This window comes from Oerskovia enterophila (assembly GCF_001692445.1).
In the GTDB taxonomy this organism is placed as follows: domain Bacteria; phylum Actinomycetota; class Actinomycetes; order Actinomycetales; family Cellulomonadaceae; genus Oerskovia; species Oerskovia enterophila.
Map to the genome: position 1 here is coordinate 1 of NZ_MAQA01000028.1, position 17,037 is coordinate 17,037.

At 72.5% G+C, this 17,037-nt stretch carries 14 protein-coding genes; 9 read left to right on the forward strand and 5 right to left on the reverse strand.

Annotation, left to right across the window (positions count from 1 at the left end):
- Positions 1 to 235: 235 nt before the first annotated feature.
- Positions 236 to 1,000, reverse strand: a complete 765-nt coding sequence (locus OERS_RS21135) for a hypothetical protein (protein ID WP_139107816.1) — start codon at positions 998 to 1,000, stop codon at positions 236 to 238.
- A 564-nt stretch (positions 1,001 to 1,564) separates the two neighbouring features.
- Between OERS_RS21135 and OERS_RS12120 the strand changes: the two genes are divergently transcribed.
- The 5 genes from OERS_RS12120 to OERS_RS12140 all read left to right on the forward strand — a co-directional run bounded on the left by OERS_RS12120 (position 1,565) and on the right by OERS_RS12140 (position 9,092).
- Entirely contained in the window at positions 1,565 to 2,527 is a 963-nt protein-coding gene (locus OERS_RS12120) for a carbohydrate ABC transporter permease (protein WP_068625954.1), read from the forward strand.
- Positions 2,524 to 3,519, forward strand: coding sequence for a carbohydrate ABC transporter permease (locus OERS_RS12125; RefSeq protein ID WP_083201412.1), 996 nt, complete (start codon positions 2,524 to 2,526; stop codon positions 3,517 to 3,519). The genes OERS_RS12120 and OERS_RS12125 overlap by 4 nt, the downstream gene beginning before the upstream one ends.
- A 66-nt stretch (positions 3,520 to 3,585) precedes the next feature.
- Positions 3,586 to 4,953 carry an ABC transporter substrate-binding protein gene (locus OERS_RS12130; protein ID WP_139107817.1) on the forward strand — a complete coding sequence of 456 codons (1,368 nt, stop codon included), beginning with the start codon at positions 3,586 to 3,588 and terminating at the stop codon, positions 4,951 to 4,953.
- Positions 4,950 to 5,687, forward strand: a complete 738-nt coding sequence (locus OERS_RS12135) for a glycerophosphodiester phosphodiesterase (RefSeq protein WP_068625955.1) — start codon at positions 4,950 to 4,952, stop codon at positions 5,685 to 5,687. Before OERS_RS12130 ends, OERS_RS12135 begins: the two co-directional genes overlap by 4 nt.
- 255 nt (positions 5,688 to 5,942) lie before the next feature.
- The gene (locus OERS_RS12140) at positions 5,943 to 9,092 is read left to right on the forward strand and encodes a right-handed parallel beta-helix repeat-containing protein (RefSeq protein WP_068625956.1); all 3,150 of its coding nucleotides are present in this window, start codon (positions 5,943 to 5,945) and stop codon (positions 9,090 to 9,092) included.
- 13 nt (positions 9,093 to 9,105) lie between these two features.
- Here OERS_RS12140 and OERS_RS12145 read toward each other — a convergent pair whose 3' ends face one another.
- The 4 genes from OERS_RS12145 to OERS_RS12160 form a co-directional block, all read right to left on the reverse strand.
- Complete coding sequence (locus OERS_RS12145) at positions 9,106 to 10,245, reverse strand: VanZ family protein (RefSeq protein ID WP_083201413.1); 1,140 nt, start codon at positions 10,243 to 10,245, stop codon at positions 9,106 to 9,108.
- Between the two features lie 78 nt (positions 10,246 to 10,323).
- Positions 10,324 to 12,009, reverse strand: coding sequence for a mechanosensitive ion channel domain-containing protein (locus OERS_RS22355; RefSeq protein WP_068625958.1), 1,686 nt, complete (start codon positions 12,007 to 12,009; stop codon positions 10,324 to 10,326).
- 80 nt (positions 12,010 to 12,089) lie between these two features.
- The gene (locus OERS_RS12155; protein ID WP_068625959.1) at positions 12,090 to 12,686 is read right to left on the reverse strand and encodes an antibiotic biosynthesis monooxygenase; all 597 of its coding nucleotides are present in this window, start codon (positions 12,684 to 12,686) and stop codon (positions 12,090 to 12,092) included.
- Positions 12,687 to 12,810: 124 nt separating this feature from the next.
- A complete protein-coding gene (locus OERS_RS12160) occupies positions 12,811 to 13,170 on the reverse strand; it encodes an iron chaperone (protein WP_056652365.1) in 360 nt (119 codons plus the stop codon).
- A gap of 197 nt (positions 13,171 to 13,367) precedes the next feature.
- Between OERS_RS12160 and OERS_RS12165 the strand changes: the two genes are divergently transcribed.
- The 4 genes from OERS_RS12165 (at position 13,368) to OERS_RS22000 (ending at position 17,012) form a co-directional block, all read left to right on the forward strand.
- Positions 13,368 to 13,817, forward strand: a complete 450-nt coding sequence (locus tag OERS_RS12165) for a hypothetical protein (RefSeq protein ID WP_068625960.1) — start codon at positions 13,368 to 13,370, stop codon at positions 13,815 to 13,817.
- A 200-nt stretch (positions 13,818 to 14,017) separates the two neighbouring features.
- Complete coding sequence (locus OERS_RS12170) at positions 14,018 to 15,289, forward strand: threonine/serine exporter family protein (RefSeq protein ID WP_082848915.1); 1,272 nt, start codon at positions 14,018 to 14,020, stop codon at positions 15,287 to 15,289.
- 290 nt (positions 15,290 to 15,579) lie between these two features.
- Positions 15,580 to 15,708, forward strand: a complete 129-nt coding sequence (locus OERS_RS22260) for a hypothetical protein (protein WP_269452532.1) — start codon at positions 15,580 to 15,582, stop codon at positions 15,706 to 15,708.
- Complete coding sequence (locus tag OERS_RS22000) at positions 15,708 to 17,012, forward strand: M15 family metallopeptidase (protein ID WP_068625962.1); 1,305 nt, start codon at positions 15,708 to 15,710, stop codon at positions 17,010 to 17,012. Before OERS_RS22260 ends, OERS_RS22000 begins: the two co-directional genes overlap by 1 nt.
- Positions 17,013 to 17,037: the final 25 nt, after the last annotated feature.

The following is a 17,037-nucleotide window of genomic DNA, read 5'->3' on the forward strand; positions in this document are numbered from 1 at the left end:
CTCACCTCGACATCCGTCTTCGACAGAATGTCCGCCGCATAGATACCAGCAGGACCAGCGCCGACGATAGCGACGCGCAAAGGACGGGAGCTGCTCACAGGAAAGAACGCCTTCCGATCGAGGAGGGAGAGGGGCGGTCCGCGCCGGGGTCGGCGGCCGCACCGTTCGACGGTACGTCCTCAACCAGGGTTGAGGTCAAGGTGCACGGTGGAGGCGGCGGGGAGGACCTGGGCCCTCAGGGCTCGTCGTCCTCGACGAAGCCCCGGATCTCTCGGCGCAGGGCGTCCTCGCTCAGCGGCTCGCGCGTCGAGGTCCCGATCGAGAACCCGTAGCCCTCGATCGGCCCGTTCTCCCAGTGGAAGTCGTAGCTCCCGGGCTCGTGGGGTCGGTCCTTGACCGTGAACACCTGCCCGTCGACCACCATGCGCCAGGTCTGTGGCGCCACGTGGGGGATCGGGAGCGCCCGGCTCTGCAGCCGCTCGATCCGCGGTCTCAGGAGCGCGTCCATCGCCGCCGGGTCCTCCCAGGTGCCGACGCTCACGAGCAGCCGGTGCGGGCCGAGGTCCCGGTGCCACGCACCGCCCACGGGAACGAGCTCGACGTCGTAGACCACCGGGACGTCCGGGTCGCCGATCGGCTCCGGGACGTAGCCAGGGGGAAGATCGGCCTCCGAGAGGAAGGAGCTCGGTCGCACCATCTGCTCCTCCCACGCCCGTGCCTCGTCCACGACGGCGTCGAACACCATGGCCAGCCGCTCCGAGGCCGGACGGACGACACGGCCCGTGGGCGCTTCGGCCAGCCGCTCCCACCATCCGCGCCACTCGGCCGCGAGCGCCGCGGCCTCGTCGCGCGGCAAGGCCTCGACCGTGACGCGGGGAACCAGGGCCGGGACGTCGTCCGCGACAGGGAGCGCGAGACGGTCACGGACGAGCAGCGCGACCGTGAAGCCGATACCGCGCGTCACGCTGATGTTCCGCAGGTCCTGTGGTTCGTGGGTCATCGCTCACCTCGTCGTCGGGCCGGCTTGTCTGCCCGTGCCGGTCCTGCTGCTCCCGCTGTTCTTGCCTGCTCTGCCGGCCTGCCGGTCCTGCTGTTCTTGCCAGCCCTGCGGGTCCTGCCAGTCCCGTTCGGACCGCCCATGCTAGGCGGCCGCCGCGCGCTCGGCGCGCTCTCCCACCGAGGTGCGGTGGCGTGCGGCATGTCGACGCCGTGCCGGTGGGGAGCAGGTCGGCTGCGGGAACAGGTACAGCTGCGGAGCAGGATCGGCTGAGCGGGATCCCCGTTCGCTGAACGAAACCAGTTCCCGCTCAGCGAACACTCTCCGCCAAGAGTTCCCCGTCCGGCCGCGCGGGAGCGTCCTCGCGCAGCGCACGAGCCACGAGCCACGAGACCCGCCCTCGGACGGCTCGCAGATGGCCGCACGGCATCCTCGATGACCTCGCGTCGAGGCGCCGATGAACGCCTCGGGAACGTTCGGGGAACGGAGCCGCTGAGGCCACTTCTCGGACACTTAGCCCTCCTAGGGTGACGGGCGTTCACCCGCTCGTGACTGGAGCCCCACCCCATGACCTCCGTGTCAGCCCCTGCGCGCCTCGCGCCACCGGACCGCCGTCCGTCGATCCCCGGACGGCGCCGACCTTCCCGCCCGACCCCGCGGGCCGTCCGCACCTGGCTCGCGTTCCTGCTGCTCGCGGGGCCCAACGTGGCCCTGCTGCTCGTGTTCGTCTACCGCCCGCTCCTGCAGAGCTTCTACTACTCGACCCTGCAGTGGAACATGGGCTCCCCGACGGCCCGCTCGGTCGGCCTCGGCAACTACGTCGAGTGGTTCCAGGACCCGACGACGGCCGACGTCATGGTCACGACGGGCGTCTTCACGGTCGCGACCGTGGGCGGTTCGCTCGTCCTGGGCCTGGGCCTCGCCCTCCTGCTGAACCGGCGCCTCAAGGGGCGCGGGTTCGCCCGGGCCGTGGCGTTCGCTCCCTACGTCCTGTCGGGCGTCGCGGTCGGCATGCTGTGGCTGTTCATCTTCGACCCGCGCTACGGCCTGCTGTCGGCCGGGCTGCGAGTGATCGGCCTCGAGTCCCCCGACTGGTACACGACCTCGCCGTGGGCCCTGGTCATGATCATCGTCGTCTACCTGTGGAAGAACGTCGGGTACGTCGCCCTCATCTACCTGGCCGGTCTCCAGGCCGTCCCGCTCGAGCTCAAGCAGGCCGCGGCCCTCGACGGCGCGTCCTCGGCCAGGACGTTCCGCTCGATCGTGCTGCCTCTCCTGGCTCCCACGACCTTCTTCCTCACGGTCACGACGCTGCTCAGCTCGCTGCAGTCGTTCGACATCATCCAGGCCATGACGAAGGGCGGGCCGCTCGGCTCGACCACGACCCTCATGTACCAGATCTACGAGGAGGGCTTCGTGACCGGCCGGGCCGGCTACGCGTCGGCCGTCGCGACGATCCTCTTCCTCCTGCTGCTGGTCGTCACGGTCGTCCAGCTGCGCTTCGTCGAGAAGAAGGTGCACTACGCATGAGCGTCCAGAACCCCGTGCGAGAGTCCCCGGCCTCCGCGCCCGCCCAGCACTCGACCGCAGCCTCGGGCGCGTCCAGCGCGCAGCCCCCCGGGTCCCCCGTCGACGCACCACCGGCCCCCGTCGGTGCGGGCCACCGCCCAGGCGGAGGCCGACCTCCGCAGCGCACGCGCCGTCGTCGGCCCCTGCACCTGGGCTCGTACGCGACCCTCCTGGTCGCGACCGTCGTCATGGCCCTGCCGCTCGTGTGGATGGTGCTCGCGAGCTTCAAGCGCCCCGACGAGCTGTACTCGATCCCGCTCCAGTGGCTCCCGCAGAACCTCGACCTCGCCAACTACGTCCAGACGACGCAGAGCATCCCCGTCGGGCAGCTCTTCCTCAACAGCGTGGGCCTGACGGTCGTGGGCTCGACCCTCAAGCTGCTGCTGGGCCTGTGCTGCGCGTACGCGCTCGTGTTCCTGGACTTCCCGTTCAAGCGCGCGGTGTTCGTCCTGGTCCTGTTCACGCTGCTCATCCCGCAGCAGATCACGATCATCCCCAACTACACGCTCGTCGCCCAGCTCGGGTGGCTCAACACCTACCAGGGCATCCTCGTGCCGGGCCTGGCGAGCGCGTTCGGGACCTTCCTGTTCCGTCAGCACTTCCTGTCGCTGCCGATCTCGATCCTCGAGGCCGCCGAGCTCGACGGCGCAGGCCACTGGCGCAAGCTGTGGCGCTTCGTCGTGCCGCTGTCCTACCCCACGGTCGCGGCCGTCGCGCTCGTGTCCGTGGTCGCGGAGTGGAACGACTACCTCTGGCCGTTCCTCGTGACCGACGACGCCGAGAAGATGACGCTCCCCGTGGGCCTCACGCTCCTGCAGAGCGTCGACGGCATGAACAACTGGGGCGTCCTCATGGCCGCGACCGTGCTCGTGACGCTCCCGATCCTCGTCGTCTTCCTCTTCCTCCAGCGCCGGCTCGTCGCCGGGCTCACCGCCGGAGCCGTGACCGGCTGACGCGCCGGTCCCCCTGTCCCCCCGGCACCTGCCGGGTCGCTGTTCCCCACCCCAAGGAGCATCACCGTGAACCAGCCCCTGCCCGCCCTGTGGACCCCGTCGCGTCGCGACGTGCTGCGCCTCGGCGGCCTCGGAGCCCTCGCCCTCTCCCTCGCCGCGTGCGCGGGACCGACCGTCGGTGGCGGCTCGTCCGCACCGTCCGCCTCGGCGGGCACCGACTGGTCCAAGATCAAGCCCGCCTCGCAGATCACGTGGTGGAGCAACCACCCCGGCGCCTCCAAGGCGATCGAGGAGGAGCTCATCCGCCGGTTCAACGCCAAGCACCCCGACATCGCGGTCAAGCTCGTGACCGCAGGAGCCGGGTACGACGAGGTCGCACAGCGCTTCCAGGCCGCGTCGTCGTCGAACAACCTGCCCGACCTCGTCATCGCGAGCGACGTGTGGTGGTTCCGCTACTACCTCAACGGGCAGGTCATGCCGCTCGACGAGGTGTTCGCCCACCTGGACGTCGACGTCGCCGACTACAACCCGACGCTGTACGGCGACTACGAGTACGAGTCGTCGCACTGGGCCGTGCCCTACGCGCGCTCGACCCCGCTCTTCTACTACAACAAGGCCATGTGGGCCCAGGCCGGCCTGCCCGACCGCGGCCCCGAGACCTGGGCCGAGCTCGCCGAGTGGGCCCCCGCCCTGCGCGGCCAGGTCCCGGCCGACGGCGCCCCGCTGGGCCTCGCGACCGGCACGTCCTGGGCCGCGTGGTGGTTCGAGAACATGCTGTGGGGCCAGGGCGGCCAGTACAGCGACAAGTTCACCGTCGCGCTCGACACCCCGCAGGCACTGGCCGCAGGCGACTTCCTGCACGACCTGTTCCACGGCTCGAAGGTCGCGGGCGTCGGGACCGACGCCGGGGCCGACTTCGCCGCGGGCATCTTCGCGTCGACCATCGGGTCCACGGGCAGCCTCACGGGCCTGCTCGAGGCCGCGCCGTTCGAGCTCGGCACGGCCTACCTGCCCGACGGCCCGAACGGCTCCGGGACGCCCACGGGCGGCACGGGCCTGGCCATCCCGGCCTCCCGCTCACCCGAGCAGCAGCTGGCCGCAGCGATGTTCCTGGCCTTCCTCACCGACCCCGAGAACACCGCATACTTCTCCCAGAACACCGGGTACATGCCGGTGCGCACGTCCGCGGTCGAGGGAGAGACCATGAGCAGCATCTACGCGGCCACGCCGCAGTTCCGCACGGCGGTCGACCAGCTCGCCGAGAAGTCGCGCTCGCAGGACTGGGTCCGGGTGTTCGTGCCCTCGGGCGACCAGATCCTCACGGACGGGATCGAGCAGATCGTGCTCAAGGGCACGCCCGCGGCCGAGGCGTTCGCGTCGATCACGCCGCGCCTCGAGAAGGCGTACCAGGAGAACGTGGAGCCCTACCTGTGACGGGCGCGTTCCAGGTCGTCGCGCACCGGGGGAACTCGTCGGTCGCCCCGCAGAACACGCTCGCGGCGTTCGAGGCCGCGTGGCGTGCGGGTGCCGACAGCATCGAGCTCGACGTGCAGCTCACCGCCGACGGCGAGGTCGTCGTGATCCACGACGACACGCTCGACGCCACGACCGACGGGAGCGGGCGCGTCGACGGGCTCCCTCTCGCGGACGTCCGGGCGGTCGACGCGGGGTCGTGGTTCGCCCCGGCGTACGCGGGGCAGCGGGTCCCGACGTTCGCGGAGGTCGTGGACCTCCTCGTGACCCGCCCGGGCATCGACCTCCTGCTGGAGGTCAAGGGCGACTGGGGGCCCGACGACGTCCGCAAGGTCACCGAGCCCGTCCTGCGCGCCGGGCTCGCCGACCGCGTGATCGGGCAGAGCTTCTGGCCCTCGACCGTCGCCTCTCTGCAGAAGGTGGCCCCGGACCTGCGCCGGGGACTGCTGGTCGAGCGATCCTCCGACGACCTGCTCGCGACGTGCGCCGAGCTGGGCGTCATGACCTGCAACCCCGCGGGCACGGTGCTGCTCGAGCAACCCGGGCTCGTCGCCGCGCTGCACGACGCGGGGCTCGAGGTCATGGTCTGGACCCTGAACGAGCCCGAGCAGTGGGCGCTGGCCCTCGAGGTCGGCGTCGACGCGGTCATCACCGACCGCCCCGACCGGCTCCGCGGGTGGCTCTCCGGGAATTGACGAGCTGCCGCTCCGACGCGCTGCGCCGGGGCCCCGCCGAGAAGTGAGCAGATGCCCCTGGATCCCGCGACCCGGGCGCATCTGCTCACTTCTCGGCACAGCGAGAGGCTCGCGGCGGCCGGGTTGCCGGTTCTCCGAGATCGGCTCACGATGGCGGAGCGGCCACAGCCGACCGCACGCGACGGACCGGGGGCGGGCATGCGCAGAGGGCGGGACGGCATGCACAGGTGGCGACGCGCTACGGCGGCGCTCGGTGTGACCGCCCTGCTCGGCGTCGGAGTGGTCGCGGTCTCGCCCGTGACGGCTCCGGCTCAGGCCGCCTCACCGCCCGACACGGTCGACACCGGGGACCCGCCGCCGCCCGCCGACCCGACGACGCCGGGCGGCCTCGAAGAACCGGCCCCCGTGCCGGACGACAGCGTCATCGAGGTACCTCCGACGGCCCCTGGTGTCGTTCCGAACGCGAACACCCTGCCCGTGGCCTGGGTCGGTACCCCGGACCAGCGTCCGGCCGACCCCGCCCTGCTCTCGCTCCAGGCCGCGATCAACGCCGCCCCGGTCGGCGGGACGGTCTCGTTCGACCCGAACGACTACGCCTTCACTGGCGCGATCACCGTCCCGCGCGCCGTGACGCTCGACAGCAGCGGCTCCTCGACGCTCTACACGCGGTTCACCGTGAGCGGGGGCGGTCTGACGCTCGACGACAGCATCACGATCGGCGCGGCCAGCACGGGCGCGATCGTCTCGGTCACGGCGTCGGGCGCCGTGCTGTCGAACCTCACGATCCGCAACCCGACCCCGGCGGCCCGCCCCACGGGAGTCCAGCTCGGCGCGACCGTGACGGGCGTCGTGATCGAGGGACTGGACATGGACGGCGCAGGCGAGGCCTCGTCGTACGGGATCAACCTCACGACGGGGTCCGCGACCGTCACGGGAGCTCGGATCGTGGGCGTCGCGACGGGCATCACCGCCACCGCGGCGTCGACCGCGAGCGCGATCGTGGTCTCCGGCGGCACGATCGGCGCCGCGACGTCGGGCATCTCGCTGGGCACGACGACCACGCCGAGCGTGTCGGGCGTCAGCGTCACCAGCACGCCGAGCAGCACGGGCACCGGGATCGACCTGGCGAACTCGTCCGGCGCTCAGGTCGACGAGGTCACCGTGACCGGCTTCGCCCGCGGAGTCGGCACGGCCCCCGCGAACCCCCGCACGGGCCCCACGATCACGGGCGCAGTCGTCGACGGGAGCACACGCGAGGGCATCTCCCTCGGCGCGACGACCGGTGCGAGAGTCTCGGACGCACGGATCACCCTGGCGGGAGCCACCCAGTCGACAGGCATCCTCACCCTCCTCGCCACAGGTGTCGTGATCGAGCGGCCGACGATCACGGGCGCCATGTACGGCATCACCACGAGCGCGGCCAACACGGGCTCGGGTCCGGCGATCACGGCCCCCACCATCACCGCGTTCGGCGGCATCACCCTGGGCTCGACCCAGAACGCTGTCGTGACGGGCGCTGTCCTCGACGCCGGCACCTGGGGGCCCGCCGGGACCGGCATCAACCTCGTCAACGCCGGACGCGTCACGGTCTCGAACGTGTCCGCCACGGGGTTCCTCTACGCGATCGGGGCGCAGTCCAACGTCGACGACACCTCGGACCGCGTCGACATCTCGATCTCGGACATCGACGTGGTCGGAGCGCCCGACGCGTCGAGCGGCGTGTACCTGCTGGGCGCGCGCAACGCGACGATCTCCCGCGTGACGGCCGACCTCACGGGCGCGGCGCTCGTCGTCCACCAGTCGATCGGGGTCACCGCGCAGGACATCACCGTGACGGGGCACGAAGGGCCGACCTCGGTCACGGGTGCGGCGATCCTGCGCGCCTACGGGTCGCAGGACGTCGACGTCGACCGCGCCTCGATCGACGCCGGGTCGTACGGGTTCTTCTACTCCGCGACCGACGGGTCGACCGTGACGAACGCGACCGTCGCGAACCTCGTCGAGTACGGCGTCTACGGGCGCAGCGTCGCGAACCTCGACGTCAGCGCGACGACGTTCACCCGGAACTCCGGGGTGGGCCTGTTCGTCGTCACGACCCCCGCCAACGGGATCAGCCACGACATCACCGTGCACGACAGCACCATGATCGACAACGACGGCGGTATCCGCGCGCTCCAGGGCACGACCGGCGTGCAGGTGGTGCGCAACACCGTGAGCGGCCAGCCCGACGTCGTGTCCGCGGGCCCGGCCCACGACCTCCTCGTCGCTGACAACACGATCTCCCAGACGGGCGGCGACGGGCTCGCCGCGATCAGCGTCGCCCCGTCGTGGGCCGACGGCGCCCTCCCGGACTCGTACTCGTCGTCCGACGTCCAGGTCACGGGCAACGCTTTCACGGGCGGGGGCACCTGGATCCAGGTCGGTACGGCAGACCCCACGGCGCCCGAGGCCGCCCGGCGCACGCTGCGCGACGACGTGCTCGTCACGGACAACTCCTTCCCCGCGGCCAGCGCGGCGATCCGCACGTACGCGAACGCGGTCGTCGGCGAGGACTCCGCCCCTGCCCTCGCCCGCGCGCTGCCGGTCGACGGCCCGGTCGCCGTGGACGCCCGGGACCACGGCACCCCCAACGACTGGGGGTCTGCGTGCCGGGCCACTGGCTTCCTCGACGGCGTCCCGTACTACGACGGCGGCGGCGCCGAGGTGCACGAGCTCACCGAGGACCCGGTGCTCTACCCGATGAGCTGCATCGACCTGTCCCTCACGGAGGAGCTCGCCGTTCCCCCGGGCACTTCCCTCCGTGCCGGGGACCTGGTCACCTGGACGCTGACCCCGCACAACGACGGCCCACGGGTCGCCCCGGCCGGGTGGACGATCACCCAGCTCCTGCCTGACGGCGTCGAGCTCGTCTCGATGAGGGGAGACGGCTACACGGTCGACGGGACCACGGCCACCGCCACGGCCGACCTCCCCGTGGACGCCGACGGTCCGCCGCTGACCGTGACCGCGCGCGTGGTCTCCCCCGCCCCTGGTGCAGGCGGCATGCGCAACGTCGCCTACGTGGCCGCCGCCCCCGACACCGACCTCGACGAGGACGGCTTCGTAGACCCGATCGTGGAACGGTTCAGCCCGCTCGTCGTGCCCACGATCGACACGGACACCGACACCTCCCCGACCGACAACGACGCCCAGGGCGTCTGGTCGACCGTGGGCGACACCGTACCGGGACCGCCCAGCCCGTGGCCCCCGTCGGGCTCGGGCACCGGCGGGTCCGACGACCGCGGCCCGACCCGGCTCCCCACCACCGGCGCGGACGCCGCACTCACGGCTCTCGCAGCGCTCCTCCTGCTCGGCACCGGGATCGCCGTCACGGCCCTGTCGCGTCGACGAGCGGACCACCGCTGACAGGCGGGCCCTCTCAGCTCCGTGCGTCGACCATCCGAGCCCCCGACACGACTCCCGAGAGCCCTCGCCGGTCGCGGGTGCACAGGACCGAGACGACCGCCACGAAGGCGACGAGACCACCGAGGGGTGCTGCGACGTCGGGAACGAGGCCACCACCTGGTACCTCCGCCAGGATCAGGCACGCTCCCCACAGCCCGCCCGACGCGAAGCCGCGCACCGCACGGCGGAGCGTCGTCCCGCGGCCCAGCCCGTCGGGCCCGACGGACCCCGCCGCGGCGTCGACCGTCCAGCGCGGCTCGAGCCACAGGGCGCGCTGCCCCCACGACGCCCCGCTACCGAGGAACGGCGGCACGAACAGGACCAGCACCACGGGCACCACGGTCCCGAGCGCGACGTCGACGCCGTCCGAGCCGAGCGGGATGTCCTGGCCCGTGGCGACCAGGACCACCCGGTAGGACAGCACCAGCACCGTCCCGACGACCGAGACCAGCAACGCGTCGAGCACCATGCCCAACCACCGCCGCCACACCGTGACCGGGCGCGGGACACCGCGCTGCGCCGCGAGGTCCGTCGCGCGCGGCATCCACCGCAGCACCACCGGTGCGATCAGCGCACCGATCAACCCGCCGAGCGTGTTGGTCAGGAGGTCGTCGACGTCGGCCAGGCGGTACGAGCACGGGATGAGGCCATAGATGCCCGTGCCCTGCGTCGTCTCGATGAACAGCGAGGCCGCGAACGCCGACAGCACCGTGAGCGGCAGCCGCCACCCGAAGAACCGGCGCACCAGCACACCCCACGGGATGAACAGCACCACGTTGAACACCGTCTGCAGCACGGCCGGGCTGCGCAACCGCGCTGCCGTGCTCATGCCCGCGGTGTCCCGGCGGATGTCCTCGACGAACTGGAACGGGTTCAGCTGAGGACCCGAGAACCCGTGCTGCGCGCACCACTGCGCCAGGTCGCCCGAGGGCAGCGGCAGGAGCGTGTACGCGACGAGCGCGACACCGTAGACCGCGACCGCGGCCGACCCCAGCAGGCGCAGCCCGCTGAGCCGCCCGTACCGTCGGTACTGCCACACCACGACGGGCAGCAGGATCGTCAGGAACACGACGAGGCCGCCGATCACGCCCACGTACGCGGGCCAGGTCCACATGCTCACGTCGAGACCCTAGCCAGGCGCGCACGGCGCGGCGCGGTGGACCGGCGTCGCGTGCGTCACGCCGGTGGCCGCTCAGGCGTCGCCGTCGTGCCCGCCGTCGCCGTGCGACTCGCCACGGCCCAGGTCGCCACCGTGGTCGCGGGTCCGGTCGCGATCAGGGGCACCACGGGCGCGATCGACGCCCGCGTCGCCCTCGCCGCCCGCGTGGTCCTCGTGCGCGTGGTCCTCGTGTGCGCTCTCCTCGTGCTCGTCCCGCTCGTCCTCGACCCGGTTCCGCTCGGCCGTCTCCTCACGCTCGTCGATCACGTCCTGCCCGGGGCCGGCGAACGCCTTGGAGCGCTCGACCCCCTCGGCCGTCCCGCTGAAGAACGCCGACTCGGACGCGCCCCCGGGCTGGTCCTCGGGGCCCACGTCACGTGCGTGGTCCGTCCCGTCCGGCGCGGCCGCGAGCGCCGCCTCGACGGGCGACATGACGCGCGTCTCGACGACGTCCTGCGGCGCACTGACCCGCCCGACGACCCGGGCCTGGTCGCGCACGGAGACGCGTCGTGTCGCGGGCCGGGTCGAGAGCGGGGGCTGCCCGGGGATGCCCGGACCGACGGGGATCGCAGGAGGAAGACTCACCTCGGGCTTCTCGCGGGCCGGGATCGTGGGCTGCGCCGCGACAGCCGCGCCGCCGGGCGCGACGTCCGGGTCCTCGCTGATCCGCCCCTCCTCGACCCCCTCGAAGCGCGTGCGGGGCAGCGAGTCGGCGCTCGACCGCTGGAGCCACTCGACGAGCCCCTCGCGCACGAAGCACCGCAGGTCGAACAGGGTCGGGGCGTCGCGCGCGCTCACGAGCGCGCGCACCCGGACGACGCCGTTGATCGCGTCGGTCACCTGGAGGATGCCCACGCGCTGGTCCCACAGGTCGGTGTGCGCGAGGAGCCGCTTGAGCTCGGCGCGCATGGCGCCGAACGGCACCCGGAAGTCGAGGTCGAGCTCGACCGTGCCGAGCAGGTCCGCGGCCCGTCGCGTCCAGTTCTGGAACGGCGTCGTCGTGAAGTAGGTGCACGGCATGATGAGGCGCCGGTCGTCCCACAGGTGCACCACGACGTACGTCATGGTGATCTCCTCGATCCGGCCCCACTCGCCCTCGAGGACCACGACGTCGTCGACCCGGATCCCGTCCGTGAACGCGATCTGCATGCCCGCGAACACGTTCGCGAGCGACGTCTGCGCCGCGAGGCCCGCGACGATCGAGATGACGCCCGCCGACGCCAGGATGCTCGCCCCGGCGGCCCGCGCCGCGGGGAAGGTCAGGAGGACCGCGGCGATCGCGCAGATGACGATGATCGCGACCGTGAGGCGCCTGACCACGATGATCTGGGTGCGGATGCGGCGCGCGTGCCGGTTGTCGACCACGTCGACCCGGAACCGCTTGAGCGCGCTGTCCTCGAGCACGAACGCGAGCGCGCCCACCCACCAGGCCCCCGCCGCGATGAGCAGGACCAGCAGCAGGTGCTCGACCGCCGCCCGCCACTCGACGGTCGGGGGCGTCGTGACCCGCACCGCGATCCACACGGCCACGACCATGAGGACGGCCCGGTCCGGGCGGCGCAGCCTGCGCGAGATGTCCCGGGCGAGCTCGCTGCGCCGCCCGATCCGGTTCACGATCGCCGAGATGATGGTGCCCAGCACGAACGCGGCCACGAGCGCTCCCGCGACGGCGGCCAGGGTCAGGGCGACGTCGGTCGCGTTCTCGATCTCCTCGTCCATCCGTCCACGCTAGGCGCGCGGGCTGCGAGGCGCCTGGACAGGCGTTGTGCGCGCACGTGTCCGGGGCGCGCGGACGCGCCTCAGCGCGCCAGCCACGGTGCCAGACGGCGGGTCACCCACGGCAGCACCGCGTACGTCATGATCGGGGTCAGCACGAGCGTCGTGACGAGCACCCTGGGGAGCACGGGCAGCTCGCCGAACCGCGGGACCGCCCAGGACATGAGGAGCGTGAAGGCGAGGTTCACGGGGAAGAACCCGAGCCAGATGCTCACCGACTGCTTCCACCGTGCCGGTGCGCGCTCGGCGCTGATCTGCGGCTCCTCGACGCGGGCCGGCGCGTCGAACCACCCCTCGATGCCCGTGCGGCGCTCGACGCGCTGCTCCTCGACGAGACCCTGCCCCTCCTGGAGCCAGGCGACGCGCTCGGGCGAGGAGTCCCAGGCGTCGAGCGTCGACTCGTCGGCGAAGCGGTAGAGCATGTGCCAGTCGTGCGAGTCCTTCGCCGCGCGCACCCAGCCGGACCCGAGGAACCCCGGGTACGTGTTGGCCATGTTGACGCCGGCCTGGACCCAGCGCGTCGCGTCCGGGACCAGGTCGGGGTGGATGCGGCGGTGGATGGAGACGGTGACGGGTCGGTCCGGGGATCGCCCGGCCGTGCCCGCGGAAGGAGCGGTCATGAGGGCGAGTACACGATGCCCGAGCTTCCGAGGTGTGAACTCGGGCCGTCCTGGGACGGCAGGTCCCGACAGGTGGACGCTCCCACCCGACGGGCAGCCCCGCGGAGGCGCTCCCCGGTCCCGGCTACGCCGAGGCGCCGTGCTGGTCGAGCAGGTGCCGCGAGACCGTCTCGATCACGCCGTACGGCACGGGCTCCTTGAGCATGAACTTGAGCGTCCCCTTGGACGCCCGGTACGGGGCGACGAGACGCTCGAAGTCCTCGTCGCCGTCGGGCACCGGGTACAGGCTCACGTGGTGCTTCCAGCCCGCGAAGTACACGATGACGCGCCCCTTCGCCGTCACAGCAGGGATCTGGTAGCTGATCTTCTCGCCCGCGTCGGGCACGACCCGGTGGATCGTGCGACGCATCTCCTGCAGGATCTCCTGGGTCTCGGGCGGGAACGAGCCGATGTAGTCGTCGACGGTCGCGAACGTCGCGGTCATGCCTGCCTCCCCAGGGTGCGCCCCGCCCGGACGCGGGGGCTCACCTCCTACTGTCCCGCGCGAGCGCGCGACCGGCCTGCGGGAGGTCACCACCGACGGGCTGGGGAACGTGCTCTACGGGTCGTCCGATCGCCCTCGGCGGGCACGTGCGACACCGTCAGCGCGCCGGTGCCCGCCGCCGCGACCATACTGGCCAGATGATCTCCTGGGACCTGGCGCTGGCCCTCCGCGAGGCGGGGGTCCGCTGGCACCCTGCCTCGGGGGACCGCTTCCGGCTCCTCGGCGTCGGACCCGAGGGCGACGTCTTCACCGTGAGCGACATGACGATCGAGCCCCACGAGTTCGACACCGGGGTCGTCCTCGGGTTCAACGGCACCACCGAGTGGGCGCTCGACTCCGTGGCCCTCGAGGACGCCCTGTGGCACCCTCTCGAGTCCCAGCTCCGCGCGCTGCTCGGCGGGACCTTCCGCTGGCTCCAACGCTTCGTCGAGGACGACGACCACCCCGCCTACCTCGTCGAGATCGAGCTCGCCGGGCGCAAGGTCTCGTTCCGCGGGCACGACCCGGCCGACGCCTACGGCGAGGCGCTCCTGCACCTCGTGATGGCGTCGTCGGGCCCTGACAGCGGGCGCGAGGTGGCGACCTGACCACCGGGGAGGCGCACCCCCCGGAGACGGCCGACGACTCCTCGTCGGCCGAGTCCCCGCCGCCCAGCGCGGAGGCCACGGACACCCCTGCGCCTGCCGCCCGCCCCCCTGCCGAGCCGGACCACGCGCCGCCCGGGCGACCTCGCCGGGGACCGCGACGGTTCGCCGGCCTGCGCCGGGCCCCGGCGACGTTTCGCCGGGTGCTCCAAGCCCTCGGCAACCCGAGCCCGCCCGAGGAGCAGCCGGACGTCCCCGAGATCTCCCCCGACCTCATCCCGCTGCTGCGCGAGCTCGGACGGGCCATGCTCGACTCGGGCCAGTCGGTCAACGACGCCCAGGACGTCCTGGAGCAGGTCGCCGACCTGCACGGCGCACGCACGGTGCAGACCCTGGTGCTGCCGACGTGCGTCTTCATCCGCGCGCAGACCGCGACGGGCGTCGTCACCGACTTCACCGACGCCGCGGGGAGCGGCCTGAACCTCGACCAGATCGGCGCTCTCTACGGCGTGATCCGCGGGCTGCGGACCCAGACGATCGAGCTCGCCGACGCTCGCGCCGAGCTGCGCGCGATCCGGCGACGGCCGCCGCGCTTCGGCGCCGTGCTCACGATCGTCGGGCACGCGATCCTGACGCTGGGGTTCGGGCTGATCCTCAACCCGACCCTCGACCTGCTGCCAGTCTTCCTGGTGCTGGGGCTCGGTGTCGGGATCCTGCGGTGGCTGGCCGGGCGCTGGCCCACGCTCAGCACGGCCCTGCCCGTCGTCGCGGCGTTCCTCGTGACGGTCGTCGCGATCCAGGTGGTCCATCCGTGGCTCGGCGACAGCCCCCTGCAGGTCCTCGTGCCGCCGCTCATCAGCTTCCTGCCCGGCTCGGTGCTCACGGTCGCCGCGATCGAGCTGACCAGCAACCAGATCGTCTCGGGAGCCAGCAGGCTCCTGTACGGGATCGCCCAGCTCCTCCTGCTGGTCTTCGGCGTCGTCGCCGGAGCGGCGGTCGCGGGCGACCTGATCGCCGGGCACAGCGGCGACCGCCTGGGCTGGTGGGCCCCGTGGGTGGGGATCGTCATGGTGGGCCTGGGACAGATGCTCTTCTCCTCGACCCCGCGCCGGAGCCTGCCCTGGGTGCTCGTGGTGCTGTTCGCGGCCTACGCGGCCCAGCTCGGTGGGTCCTTCGTGGCCCCGGAGATCTCCGGCTTCTTCGGCGCGCTCGTGATCGTGCCGCTCGCGACGCTCGTCGAGCGGACCAGCACGGGCCCGCCCGCGATCATCACGACCCTCCCCGCGTTCTGGCTCCTCGTCCCCGGTGCGCTGAGCTTCCTGGGGCTGTCCGAGCTCGTGGCGGGCAACACCGGATCGGTGTCGGACATCGCCAACGCGGTCGTCGCCGTCTTCGCGATCGCGCTGGGCATGCTCGTGGGAACGGCCCTGACTCGCGACGCGAGACGCGTCGGTCGTACCTTCTTCACCGAATAAGCCCAGACCAGGCACGCCATCACCCGCGGATCCTTGCGCATCGACGCCAGGCCGCTCACAAACGTAGTTGAAGATGGAACGAGTTGGCAGGCACCGAGGACCGTCCTCGCATCCCGTCTGCCGACGCACTGCGGCTCCCACGTCATCCGGACGCGCCGCGACCCAGGCCGCTGAGGCCCCAGCACGATCCCCGTCACCGCGACGGCACGGTACGGCGTCGAGCCCACGCTCGACAGCCGCAGTGCGCACGCGGTCCGGCCTCGGCCCGACGAACGGAACACCGGAACATCGTGACAACTGCATCGCTCAGCTCTGCCGCGCCCGTCGGGCGCCTCTCGACCCGTAGCACCGACCACCGCACCACGAACCTCCTCGGCGTCGCCGACCTCCCGGTCGTCGGCGCGGGAGGTGACCGCTGATGGGTCGGCACTCCCAGCGGCACTTCGCCGCCTCCCTGCCCGGTCGCTCGCTCAGGCGACGCTCGCCCTTCGCGGTGGCCGCTGCCCTCGCGGCGGTCGCCATCAGCACGACCGCGGGCGCAGCGAGCCTGGTGACCTCGCCGGGCACCGCCCCCGAGTCCGCCTCGACCGCTAGCGTGTCCGCCCCGGCCGTCACGAGCGTCGCGGGAGCGAGCGCGTCCACCCCGGAAGAGCAGGCAGCGCTCGATGCCGCCGGCACCGAGCTCGTCCGTGCCGAGTTCCTCGCCGGCGAGGGCGCATCGCGCCTCACGCCCGACCAGCTCGCGCAGATCACCGCGACCCGCGACCAGCTCCGCCAGCTCGTGAGCGCCACGACGACCACGGACGCCGCCCAGGCGTCGGGGGCCCCGACCGACAGCACCGCGGACGCGGCCACGAGCACCACGCTCGACGCGGCCGGCGCCGACGACACGCTCGACGGTCGCGACACGTTCCGCGCGAGCCGTGCGGGATCCGAGGGCCGCGAAGCGCTCACGACCGACGGCACTGCGGACGCAGCCACCGACGAGACCTCGTCCGAGGCCGCTCTCGCGGACGCAGCAGCTGCCGGCGAGACGGCAGCCGCGCCGGTCGGCGACGAGACCGCCTCACCTGCCGGGACGCCCGCCGACGCACCTGTCCCCGAGGCACCTGCCGCGGAGACGCCGACGACCGCGGAGGTCGTCCCCTCGGTCGCCGAGATCGACGCTGCGACCACTGCTCTGCGCGGGCTGCTCGACGCGACGGCGGTCGCCGTGGCGGTCGAGCCGGCACCGCCGACGGCCGAGGAGATCGCGGCCCAGCAGGCCGCCGAGCGCGCCGCCATGGCGCAGCAGCTCGCCGCCTGGGCCGCGAGCACGGCCGGCTACACCAACGGCACCATCCCGGCGAACCTCCTGTGCGCCCCGAGCTTCGCTCCCGGTGAGCTCGTGCGCTGCGACGCCGCGTACCAGCTCGAGCAGCTCAACGCGGCCTACGTGGCGGCGTTCGGCACGAACATCACCGTGACGTCGTCGTACCGCTCGTACGCCTCGCAGGTCGCAGTGAAGGCCCAGAAGGGCTTCCTGGCGGCGGCCCCCGGGACGTCGAACCACGGCATGGCCCAGGCGCTCGACCTGGGTGGCGGCATCAGCAGCTTCGGCAGCGCGCAGTACAGCTGGATGCGTGCGAACGCCCCGGCCTACGGCTGGGAGAACCCCGAGTGGGCTCGCCAGGGCGGCTCCAAGCCCGAGCCCTGGCACTGGGAGTACGGCGTCACGTACTGACCCGTGCGTCGTGCCGGGAACGGCC

What these genes read in the sequence shown, in the direction of transcription:
- OERS_RS21135 (WP_139107816.1), bottom strand. Translation starts at nt 1,000, where the DNA reads ATGACCCACGAACCACAGGACCTGCGGAACATCAGCGTGACGCGCGGT.
- OERS_RS12120 (WP_068625954.1), top strand. Translation starts at nt 1,565, where the DNA reads ATGACCTCCGTGTCAGCCCCTGCGCGCCTCGCGCCACCGGACCGCCGT.
- OERS_RS12125 (WP_083201412.1), top strand. Translation starts at nt 2,524, where the DNA reads ATGAGCGTCCAGAACCCCGTGCGAGAGTCCCCGGCCTCCGCGCCCGCC.
- OERS_RS12145 (WP_083201413.1), bottom strand. Translation starts at nt 10,245, where the DNA reads ATGTGGACCTGGCCCGCGTACGTGGGCGTGATCGGCGGCCTCGTCGTG.
- OERS_RS22355 (WP_068625958.1), bottom strand. Translation starts at nt 12,009, where the DNA reads ATGGACGAGGAGATCGAGAACGCGACCGACGTCGCCCTGACCCTGGCC.
- OERS_RS12155 (WP_068625959.1), bottom strand. Translation starts at nt 12,686, where the DNA reads ATGACCGCTCCTTCCGCGGGCACGGCCGGGCGATCCCCGGACCGACCC.
- OERS_RS12160 (WP_056652365.1), bottom strand. Translation starts at nt 13,170, where the DNA reads ATGACCGCGACGTTCGCGACCGTCGACGACTACATCGGCTCGTTCCCG.
- OERS_RS12165 (WP_068625960.1), top strand. Translation starts at nt 13,368, where the DNA reads ATGATCTCCTGGGACCTGGCGCTGGCCCTCCGCGAGGCGGGGGTCCGC.
- OERS_RS22000 (WP_068625962.1), top strand. Translation starts at nt 15,708, where the DNA reads ATGGGTCGGCACTCCCAGCGGCACTTCGCCGCCTCCCTGCCCGGTCGC.